Here is an 11,472-nt window from a genome sequence, read left to right as displayed (position 1 = left end):
CTCGCGCGGAGTTACAGGGACGCTGGCAGGGCTCTTGACCGGAGCCTTGCTGGCGGGTGCCGCACCGGCAGCGCACGCAGATCCGGCTGCGCGCGGCGAGACGGCAACAAGAACAACGGGGGCAGCAACACCTGACGGAGCGGTGACCGCAGAAGCCGCTCAGGACGAAGCCAGGCGCACGGGCAAGCCGGTCGAAGTGACCTCCATGCGCGGCGAGTCGAGCGATGTCTTCGCCACGGCCGACGGCAATCTGGAAGCTCGGGAGTATGTGCGGCCCGTACGAGCACGGGCGGACGGCGGATGGAAGCCTGTCGATACCGGCCTCGTGAAGGCCGCAGACGGCTCGGTGGCTCCCAAGATGACCACGATCGGGCTGGAGTTCTCCGGCGGCGGGGACGAGCCCCTCGTGCGGATGACGAAGGCAGGCCGCGAGCTTGCCCTCTCCTGGCCGGGGAAGCTGCCCGAGCCCGCCCTCGACGGCAGCACCGCCACGTACGAGAACGTGCTGCCGGATGTAGACCTGCGGATGGGTGCGCAGGAGGACGGTTTCACCCAGCTCCTCGTCGTCAAGTCCGCCAAGGCGGCAGCCAGCCCGGAACTCGCCACGGTGCGTCTGAAGCTCGCGGCCGAGGGCATGGACGTGAAGGAGACCGCCGAGGGCGGGCTGGAGGCGTCGGACAAGGGCGCGCAGGGAGCGGTGTTCGAGGCCCCGCGCCCGATGATGTGGGACTCCAGCCAGGGCGAGGCCCCGGCCAAGCAGAAGGCCACCGGGACGCGGGCCAAGGCACTGCGCAGTGCCGCCCAGGAGCAGAGCTCGGAGCCCACGGCCGCGGAGTCCGGCAAGCTCGCGCCCGTGGGCGTGGAGGTTCCCGAGAGCGGCAAGGAGCTCGTGCTCACCCCGGATGAGGACGTGCTGAAGGGCAAGGGCACGACCTATCCGGTGTTCATCGACCCGCAATGGCACTCGCCACAGGCGACGGCGTGGACGATGGCGTCGAAGTACTGGGCGGACTCGCCGCAGTGGAAGTTCAACGGCGAGAACAACGCGGGCATGGGGTACTGCAACTGGTACTACTGCAAGCCTCATGACACCAAGCGACTCTTCTATCGCATCCCGGTGTCGAGGTTCGCCGGCAAGTCGATCCTCTCGGCAGAGTTCGTGGTGAAGAACACCTGGTCGGCTTCCTGCTCGGACCGCTCGGTGGAGCTGTGGCAGACCAAGGACATCTCCTCGTCGACGACGTGGAACTCGCAGAACGCCTCCGGGTTCTGGAAGAAGGAGTTGTCCTCCAAGTCCTTCGCCCATGGCGCTGAAGGCTGTGCGGCCAAGGACGCGGAGTTCTCGGTGAAGTCGGCCCTGCAGTCCGCGGCCGACGACAAGGCGTCGACGATGACGTTCGGCCTGCGAGCCGGCAGCGAGTCCGACGCGTACGGCTGGAAGCGATTCTCGGACAAGGCGTTCCTGCGGGTGAAGTACAACCGCCCTCCGTCTCAGCTGAAGATGGCGCAGCTGCGCATGGAGTACGGAGGCGTCTGCTCGAAGCCGGGCAGCGCACCGCGGGTGAGGACACTGGGGAAGATCCGCGCCGAGAAGGTGAAGGACCCCGACGGGGACAAGGTCTCGGTGCAGTTCCAGGCCACATGGGATGCCGGTAACGGCAAGACCGGGAGCTGGAAGCCCGACCGCACGTCCGCCAAGAAGTCCGGTTCCGACTTCTCCCTCAGCCTGCCCGGATCGATTCCGGAGAACAAGCAGATCAACTGGTACGCACGGGTCCATGACGGGGCTCAGTACTCGCCGTGGTCCTACGCGGGAGACCCGACCGCCTGCTACTTCATCCACGACACCAAGGTGCCCAAGGGGCCCTCGATCACGTCGAGCGACTACCCGGCCTCCGACTCGGAGGACCCGAAGGACCCCTGGTACGACGGGGTGGGCAAGTACGGGAAGTTCGAGCTGAACGCCGCCGAGAAGGACGTGACGTCCTACCGGTACGGCATCAACGTCAACCCCAGCCCGAAGAACAAGATCGCCACAACGGGCGGGGCCGCCAAGACGCTGTCGGCGCTGCCTGCCGAGGCGGGGCCGAACTTCATCACCGCGCAGTCCTTCGACGCGGCTGGCAACGGCAGTGAGATCCATACGTACGAGTTCCGGGTCAAGGCAGGCCAGCCCGACCGTGCGTCGTGGTCGCTGGACGAGCCCAAGGGAGCGAGCGAGGCCAAGGGGTCGACGCCCCCGCGCATTGCCCAGTTGCACGGTGGAGCCACCCCGGGTGCTTCCGGCGCGCGCGGCTCCGCGGTGTCCTTCAACGGCACGGACGGCTACGCCGCCAGTGACCTGCCTGTCGTGGACACCAGCCGCGGCTTCGCCGTCTCGGCGTGGGCCAAGCTGTCGAAGATGCCCGAGGGCGCCGCGGTGATCGCCACCCAGCCGGGCAACCACAGCCCGGGCTTCGAGCTGTACTACACGCAGAAGTACGACCGGTGGGCGTTCAACCAGTACAAGTCCGACACCCCCGGCGCGGGCATTGCCCGGGTCATGGCGGACAAGCCCGGCGGCGTCAGTGTGGACAAGTGGACGCACCTGGTGGGCTCCTACGACTCGGCGCGTGACGTCCTGGAGCTGTATGTGGACGGCAAGCTGGTCGGCCAGACCGCCTACGCCGATCCGTGGGAGGCCCGCCGCGGCTTCCAGCTGGGTGCCGCTTCCTACAGCGGCACGCCCTCGGCCTTCTTCCCCGGTGCGATCGACGAGGTGCAGCTGTTCGACAAGCCGCTCGCCCAGGACGAGGTCGACAAGCTGCGCGTACACGAGAGCGCCGGCGACCCCGGCCGTCCCGCGGTCGCGGTCTTCGACCTGGACGAGAAGGCGGACGCCAAGGAGATCACCGGCTACGGCGGCGTGCTCCCGGCCGCGTACCAGGGCGGCGTCACCACCGGCGTGCAGGGCGTGACGGGCAAGGCGGCCAAGTTCAACGGCAGCGACGGCTACGCCCGGATCGGCAAGAACAGCGGACCACACGTGAACACCTCGCGCAGCTTCACCGTCTCGGCCTGGGCCAAGCTCAGCAAGAAGCCGGACGGGGCAGCGATCATCACGGCACAGGCGGGGAAGAAGGCGCCGGGCTTCGAGCTGTACTACTCCTCCGCCTACAACAGGTGGGCGGTCAACCAGTACTCCTCCGATGCCGCTGACGCCAAACCCATCCGGGCCGTGCAACCCGAGGGTGACCAGGCATACGTCGGTGAGTGGGCCCACCTGGTCGGTGTGCACGACACGGTCGCCGACACCCTGACGCTGTACGTGAACGGGGCCGAGGCCGGCTCCACCAAGCTGGCAGGAGCGTTCTACGCCGACCAGTCCATGTACATCGGCGCCGGTTCCTACGACGGGCAGGTCAAGAACCACTTCCCCGGCACGATCGACGACGTGCGCCTCCTTGACCGGCCCGTCTCGGCCGAGGAAGTGCGGCAGATGTTCAAGCAGCGCCCGCTGGTCAAGGGCCGCTGGAACTTCGAAACCGTCACCGGCACGAGCCCGGCCACCACACCGGACTCCTCCGACGAGGACCGGCCGCTGACCCTCCACGGAGGCGCCAAGGCCGGCGAGGGCATGGTCGACGATCACGGTCTGGACCTGAACGGCACCAGCGGCTACGCCGCTACCAGTGGCGTACCGGTGGGCACCAGCACCAGCTACACCGTGACCGCCTGGGCCAGGGCAGCCGCGCTGCCCAAGCGCCAGGTCGCGCTGGTCAGCGCGGAGGGCAACCGGCAGAGCGCGTTCACCGTGCGCTTCGTGCCCGACAAGAAGGATCCGGAGGGCCTGGGACGCTGGGAGCTGGCCATCCCCGACGAGGACGACTCCAAGGCCTCCGTCAAGAGCATCGCCCACACCGAATTCACCGACGCACGGCTGTGGAATCACCTGGCGGTCGTCTACGACGGGTTCTCCAAGGAAGCCCGCCTGTATGTGAACGGGGCGCTGCAGGAAGTCGCGTGCGGCGATGCCGACGGTGACGGCGAGGCTGACGAGTCCGGCTGCCAGGACCTCATCTCCTGGTCCGAGGACACGCTGGCCTTCAAGGCGTCCAAGTCGCTCCAGGTCGGCCGCACCAAGACCGACGGCGCATCGGGGGAGTACTTCCCCGGAACCGTCGACGACGTGTGGGTCTTCCAGGGTGCTCTGTCCGACGCCCAGATTCAGCGGATGGAGAACCGAACGATGGATGTTCCGACCGAGGTCCCCACGGACGACTGAGCTGACCGCTCGCAGGGTGGGCCCCGCGTGCCGGGGCCCACCACCCGTACTTCATTTCTGTTCCTGTTCAACGTCACCGACCCTGCCCGCATGCGGCGGGCAGTCAGGCATGCCGCCCTTCCGGCGGCATACAAGGGATCTGAATCATTCAATGAACGGCATATCCAGACCACGCCGTGGCCACAAGGGGCTACGGCGAAGAGTGGCAGTGGCTGTGTCCGCCGTGATGGTGGGCACGCTGCTGCAAGCAGCCGCCACCTCGACGGCGACCGCAGACAGCGGCGGACGTCCCGGGCTTCCCTCGGCGGAGAAGCCCGTCGCGGGCCGCGACGGCGCCAAGGCCGAGCCGCGCAAGACGGACCCGGGGCCAACGACGCCCTCGCGGAAGCCGAAGGCCGCATGGCCGCGCCCCGGCTCCGCCGTGGTGACCGTCCCGGATGCCGCGCCGAAGGCCGCTGGCGCACCCAAGCGGGCCAAGGGGCTGCCCCTGTCCGTCGGTGCCCCGAAGGCCGCTGCCGCCCGTTCCACCAGCCGTAGCGCGACCAAGCCCGGTCCCGCCGCTCGCGGCGGCGTGGAGGCCCGCGTACTGAGCCGCAAGGCAGCCGAACGAGCAGGCGTGAAGGGCCTGCTGTTCACCCTCGAATCCGGAGACCGCAAGGCCGACAAGGCCGGTACGGTCCAGACGAAGGTCGACTACTCCAGCTTCGCCGAGGCCTTCGGTGGCGGCTACGCCTCCCGCCTCACCCTGGTCGAGCTGCCCGGCTGTGCCCTCGATGCGCCCTCGAAGGACAAGTGCCGCACCGGCAAGCCGGTCCGCACGGTCAACGACACCGAGAAGCAGACCCTGACCGCGAGCGCGGTCACCCTGCGCTCCTCCGGCCCGACCGTGCTGGCCGCGGTGGCCGAGGAAGGCGGGAAGAACAGCGACTACAAGGCGACCTCGCTGTCCCCCTCGGCGAAGTGGGACACGGACCTGCGCACCGGTGACTTCTCCTGGTCGTACGACATGCCGGTACCGGAAGTACCGGGTGACCTGAAGCCGAACGTGGGCCTGTCGTACTCCTCGGGCTCGATGGACGGCCGCACCGGCAACACGAACAACCAGGCTTCCTGGGTCGGCGACGGCTTCGACCTGTGGCCCGGCTACATCGAGCGCCGCTACAAGGGCTGCGCCGACGACGGGCAGAAGAACGCGGACGGCAACAAGCCCGGCGACCAGTGCTGGGACTACGACAACGCGTTCATCACGTTCAACGGCAAGGGCGGCGAGCTCGTCCCGATCGGAGACGACGAGTTCAAGTTCCAGCAGGACGACGGCAGCCGCATCAAGAAGCTCGCGTCGGCCAACCGCGGCAATGGTGACAACGACGGCGAGTACTGGCGCCTGACCGACCCCGAAGGCGTGCGGTACTACTTCGGCTACAACCGTCTGCCGGGCTGGAAGGACGGCAAGGCTGCCACCAACTCCGCGTGGACGGTGCCGGTCTTCGGCAACGACAGCGGCGAGCCCTGCCACAAGGACTCCTTCGCCGAGTCCTGGTGCCAGCAGGCCTGGCGCTGGAACCTCGACTACGTCGTCGACCCGCGCGGCAACGCCATCGCCTACTACTACGACGAGGAGAAGAACTCCTACGGCCGCAACCTCAAGGCCGAGGACGACACCCCCTACACGCGCGGCGGCTCCCTCGATCACATCGAGTACGGCCTGAAGTCCTCCTCCATGTACAGCGGCAAGCCGCTGGCCAAGGTCGACTTCACCACGTCGGAGCGGTGCATCGTCGACAGCAAGACGGACTGCAAGGACATCGAGAAGGACGCCTACTACTGGTACGACACGCCGTGGGACCTGAACTGCAAGGCGGGCAGCAAGTGCGACAAGGGCCGCCTGTCCCCGTCCTTCTTCACCCGTAAGCGCCTGACGGGCGTGACCACCCAGGTCCTCAAGGGCGACACGTACAGCAAGGTCGACTCCTGGAAGCTGCGCCACCGCTGGGGCAAGGCGGACGTCGACTACCAGCTCCTGCTCGGTTCGGTGGAGCGCACCGGCCACACCGCCGAGCCCGCGGTGACGCTGCCGCGGACCACGTTCTCCTACACCCAGCTCGAAAACCGCCTGGACAAGATCGGCGACGGATACGCCCCGTTCATCAAGGGCCGCCTGTCCACGATCGCCGACGAGTCCGGCGGCCAGGTCGACGTCAACTACTCGGCCCCGGCGTGCAAGTGGGGCGCACTGCCGACACCGCAGTCCAACACCACTCGCTGCTTCCCCCAGTACATCGGCGGGGACTCGGGGGACGACCCCGAGAAGCAGTGGTTCAACAAGTACGTGGTCACTTCCACGACCACCACGGACCGCACCGGCGGCGCGCCCGACGCCGTCACGACGTACGAGTACCTGGGCGACGCGGCCTGGCACTACGACGATGACGACGGTCTGACGAAGAAGAAGTTCAAGACCTGGTCCCAGTGGCGCGGCTACGGACACGTCCGCGTGAAGTCGGGCGGCCAGGGCGGCGGCGGCGCGCTGAAGACGCAGCAGGACTCCTACTTCCTGCGCGGCATGGACGGCGACCGCAAGGAACCCTCCGGCGGCACCAAGTCCGTCGACGTCGCGCTCGGCGACGACGAGGGCGACCCGATCACCGACCACGAGTCCGCAGCCGGTGTCGAGTACAAGACCGTCGCCTACTCCGGTCCGGGCGGCAAGGCGCTGTCCAAGACCGTGAACCGCCCCTGGCACCACCAGACCGCGAAGAAGGTGCGCGACTGGGGCACGGTGACCGCCAACCTCACCGGTGTCTCCCACAGCAAGACCTGGACCTCGCTGGACGACGGCGCGGGCAAGGACTGGCGCACCACCTCTGTCGCGACGGAGTACGACACCGTCGCGGGACGCCCCGTGCAGGTCGACGACCGCGGTGACAGCACCACAGCCTCCGACAACCAGTGCACCCGCACCACGTACGCCACCAACACCGACAAGAACATCCTGATGCTGCCGTCCCGCGTGGAGACGGTCACGGGCGCGTGCGCCGACAAACCGGACCGTGCCAAGGACGTGGTCTCCGACGTGCGCACCGCCTACGACGGCGGCGCGTACGGCGAGGCCCCCACGAAGGGCGACGCCACGGCGACCGCCACGCTGAAGAAGCACGACGGCTCCAAGGCCACCTATCTGGAGTCCGGCGCGACCTTCGACGACTACGGTCGCCAGCTGACGGCCACCGACCTGACCGCTGACGTCACGGTCACCGGCAGCGGCGATCCTGTCCGCAGCGTGCGCAAGGACGGCCGTACCATCACGACCAGTTACAGCCCGGCCACCGGCTTCGCGGCCAAGGTCACCGAGACGACACCGCCGGCGAAGGCCGCCGATCCGGACTCGGCGCAGACCTCGGTCACCGAACTGGAGCCGCTGCGCGGTCAGCCCTCGGCCACGGTGGACACCAACGGCAAGCGCACCGAGCTGAGCTACGACGCGCTCGGCCGCTCGTCCAAGGTGTGGCTGCCCGACCGCCGCACCAGCCAGACCCCGAGCCACGAGTTCACGTACTTCGTCGACGAGGGCAAGCCGGTCGCGGTCCGCACCCAGACCCTGAACAACAACGGCGGCCAGATCCCCTCGTACACGATCTACGACGGGTTCCTGCGCGAGCGCCAGACCCAGGCGGTCGGCCCGGACGGCGGCCGCATCCTCTCCGACACCTTCTACGACGAACGCGGCCTGCCTGCCAAGACGTTCGCCCCCTATTACACCGAGGGCAACCCGAACCGCGACCTGTTCAAGCCGGACAACGCTCTGAGCGTCGAGTCCCAGATCCGCACCACCTACGACGGCCTGGGCCGCCCGGTCGAGCTGCGTCAGATCGCTGGCAACGGTGACGGCGGCAAGGTCCTGGCCACCACCAAGACCATCTACGGCGGCGACCGCACCACGGTCATCCCTCCCGAGGGCGACACGGCCACCACCACCCTCATCGACGCACGCGGCCGGACCACAGAGCTGCACCAGCACCACAAGCGCAGCGGCGACGCGGAGTTCGACACCACGAAGTACACGTACTCGCCACGTGGCGAACTGACGAAGGTGACGGACCCGGCGGGCAACACCTGGTCGTACGGATATGACCAGATGGGCCGTCAGACCAGCACCGACGACCCGGACAAGGGCAAGACGACCACCACGTACGACGACCGCGGCCAGGTCACCAAGACCGAAGACGCCCGCGAGACCGTCCTGGCTCACGTCTACGACAACCTCGGCCGCGCGACCGAGCTGCGTGAGGGCAGCCCCACCGGCGAACTGCGCGCGAAGTGGGTCTACGACACCATCGACGGGGCCAAGGGCCAACTGGCCGAGTCCACGCGCTACGTGGACGGGGCCGCGTACACGTCCAAGGTCACCATGCTCGACTCCCTCTACCGGCCGATGAAGTCCGCCGTGGTGATCCCCGAGAAGGAAGGCGCCCTGGCCGGCACCTACCAGACCGGCACCCAGTACCTGACCTCGGGACTCGTCGGAGGCGTCAGCTACTCCAAGGCGGGCTCCCTGCCCGGCGGCAGCTACAACACCACCTACGACAAGGAGACCCTGCGTCCCCTGTCCGTCCTGGGCGACGGCCTCAAGGCCGACACCAGCTACTCCCTGACGGGCAAGCCACTCCAGTACACGCTGGGCGCCTCCGGCGGCAAGAAGATCTGGGCCACCAACACCTACGAGTGGGGCACCCAGCGCCTGGCCACCTCCCGCGTCGACCGCGAGGACCAGCCGGGCGTCGACCAGCACGACACCTACCGCTACGACGACGCGGGCAACATCCTGTCCGTCTCGGACGTCTCGCGCACCGGTACCGACACCCAGTGCTTCAACTACGACTACCTGCGCCGCCTCACGGAGGCGTGGACCCAGGGCGACAAGACCTGTGGCACCACCCCCGCCGGTGACAAGGTCGGCGGCCCGGCCCCGTACTGGCACTCCTACACCTACGACAAAGCAGGCAACCGCCTCACCGAAACCCTCCACGACACCAGCGGCGCCACCGGCGACAACGCCAAGGACACCCAGCGCACCTACGACTACCCCAAGCCTGGTGCGCCGCAGCCGCACACCCTGACCTCGGTCACCACTCAGCAGCCCGGCGGGACCGCCACCAAGGACTCCTACGACTACGACCCAACCGGGAACACCACCACCCGCACGCTGCGCGGTGACACCCAGAAGCTGACCTGGGACGCCGAGGGCCACCTGGCCAAGGTCACCGAACCGGACACCAGGGGGAACCGCAAGGCCAAGACCAAGACCACGGAGTACCTCTACGACACCGACGGCAACCGTCTGATCGCCCGCACCCCGACGGAGACCACCCTCTACCTCGGCCACACTGAAGTCACCCTCCCCAAGGGCGCCTCGAAGGCCAAGGCCACCCGCTACACCCCCCTGGGCGGCGGACACGAGGCCGTCACCGCCGACGACGGCACAGTCACCTTCACCACCGCCGACCACCAGGGCACCGGCCAGCTCTCCATCACAGCCGCGGACCTGAAGCTGAACCAGCGCCGCACCCTGCCCTTCGGAGGCCCGCGCGGCGAGCAGCCCAAGGCCTGGCCCGGCACGAAGACGTTCGTCGGCGGCACCGACGACACCGCCTCCACCGGCCTGATCCACCTCGGCGCCCGCGAGTACGACCCCACCACCGGCCGCTTCATCTCCGTCGACCCGATCATGGACCTGACGGACCCGCAGCAGATGAACGGCTACGCCTACGGCAACAACAGCCCGGTGGTGTATGCCGACCCATCGGGCAAGTTCTCGATCTCCAACATCATCGGCGGTGTCGGCAAGACGATTAAGAAGATGGCCAACAGGGTTGTCTCCTACCTCAACGCGGACAGCAACGCCAGCAGAAGCTTCGGCGGAGGCGGCGGAGGCGGCAGCAGGAACATCGGCGGCGGCTACTGGGGCGGCAGCGGGTCCACGAGCAACGCCCTGTACACCGGTGGCGGTGGCGGCCCGATGGCCCAGACCGGATTCAGCCTTCCCGGGAATCCGTTCGGTCGCATGAATGATGCGATATTCCCTCACCTGAGGAGCTTCTTTTCGGGCGGCGGCGCAAAAGACGTGCCGAAAATGATGCTTCCCGATCTCCACTCGTGGAAGACCTGCGGAACGCACCCCGGAGTCACCGTGGAGTGCGCCGAAACCGGCATGGACCTCATTCCATGGGGCAAGGCCCTCAAGCCGTTCAAGGGTGCACTCAAGGGCCTCAAGAAGGCAGAGAAGGGGGAGGAAGCAGCAGGTAAGGCGAGACAGGGAATTCCCTCTGGCTGCAAGTGCTTCCTGGCCGGCACCGACGTCCTCATGGCCGACGGTTCAACCAAGAACATTGAGGACGTCGAACTCGGCGACAAGGTCCAGGCCACCGACCCGGAAACCGGGGAGACCAGCGAACGCGAAGTCACCGCGACCATCGTCACCGACGACGACAAGCAGTTCACCGAACTGACCATCACCACCCCCGACGGCCCCGAAAAACTCACCGCCACCTACGAACACCCCTTCTGGTCGGTCGGCCAGAAGGACTGGATCGAAGCCGGCGACCTCAAGCCCGGCACGACCCTCCGCACAGACGACGGCCGCACGGTCACCGTGGCCGCCACTCGCCAGTACCAGGACCACCAGCGGACCTACAACCTCACCATCGAGGGCCTGCACACGTACTATGTGCTGGCGGGCGCCACACCGGTCCTGGTTCACAATTCCGGGCCATGCAAGGAAGTTGTCCTGGACAGCTTTAGCAGCTTTGAGAAAGCCCGAAACAAGGCGCTCGATCTGCTAGGCGAGATCGATCCCACTACTCGGCAGCCTTACATTGGTCGCCTCGAAGCTGCGCCGACAACCTACGGCAAGGTGGTGGGTTTCACCACTCGCGTGAATGGCGAGTTTAAGAGGTTCAGGATGGACTATGATCCAGAGAAGGGGCCTCACATCAACGTTGAAGTCGGTAAGGGTGACTCTGCGCGCAAGTGGGCCGTGCCGTGGAATGGCACGGAAGACGACTTCGCAAGAATGATTGGCGGAAATTCGTGACGCTCAACGGTGTATACGGGACCAGGCCGGACCTGCTACCCCGGTCCATGGTCCGAGTGGTTCGTGCGGATCCGCAAGGTGATCGACGGCTGACTTGGGTTGGACAGCCAGGGATACA

General features: G+C 67.4%; 2 protein-coding genes. Both read left to right on the top strand.

Annotated elements, in window-relative coordinates; all coding sequences use genetic code 11:
- Positions 1-205: 205 nt before the first annotated feature.
- Positions 206-4,264, top strand: a complete 4,059-nt coding sequence (locus MQV74_RS32290) for a LamG-like jellyroll fold domain-containing protein (RefSeq protein WP_242729270.1) — start codon at positions 206-208, stop codon at positions 4,262-4,264.
- Between the two features lie 226 nt (positions 4,265-4,490).
- Positions 4,491-11,354, top strand: a complete 6,864-nt coding sequence (locus MQV74_RS32285; protein WP_242729269.1) for a polymorphic toxin-type HINT domain-containing protein — start codon at positions 4,491-4,493, stop codon at positions 11,352-11,354.
- The last annotated feature ends 118 nt before the right edge of the window (positions 11,355-11,472 follow it).

Origin of the sequence: Streptomyces sp. AN091965, assembly GCF_022698285.1 — a bacterium.
Lineage (GTDB): Bacteria > Actinomycetota > Actinomycetes > Streptomycetales > Streptomycetaceae > Streptomyces.
Note: the sequence above shows the minus strand (reverse complement) of the source record. Positions and strands in the feature narration are given on the sequence as shown.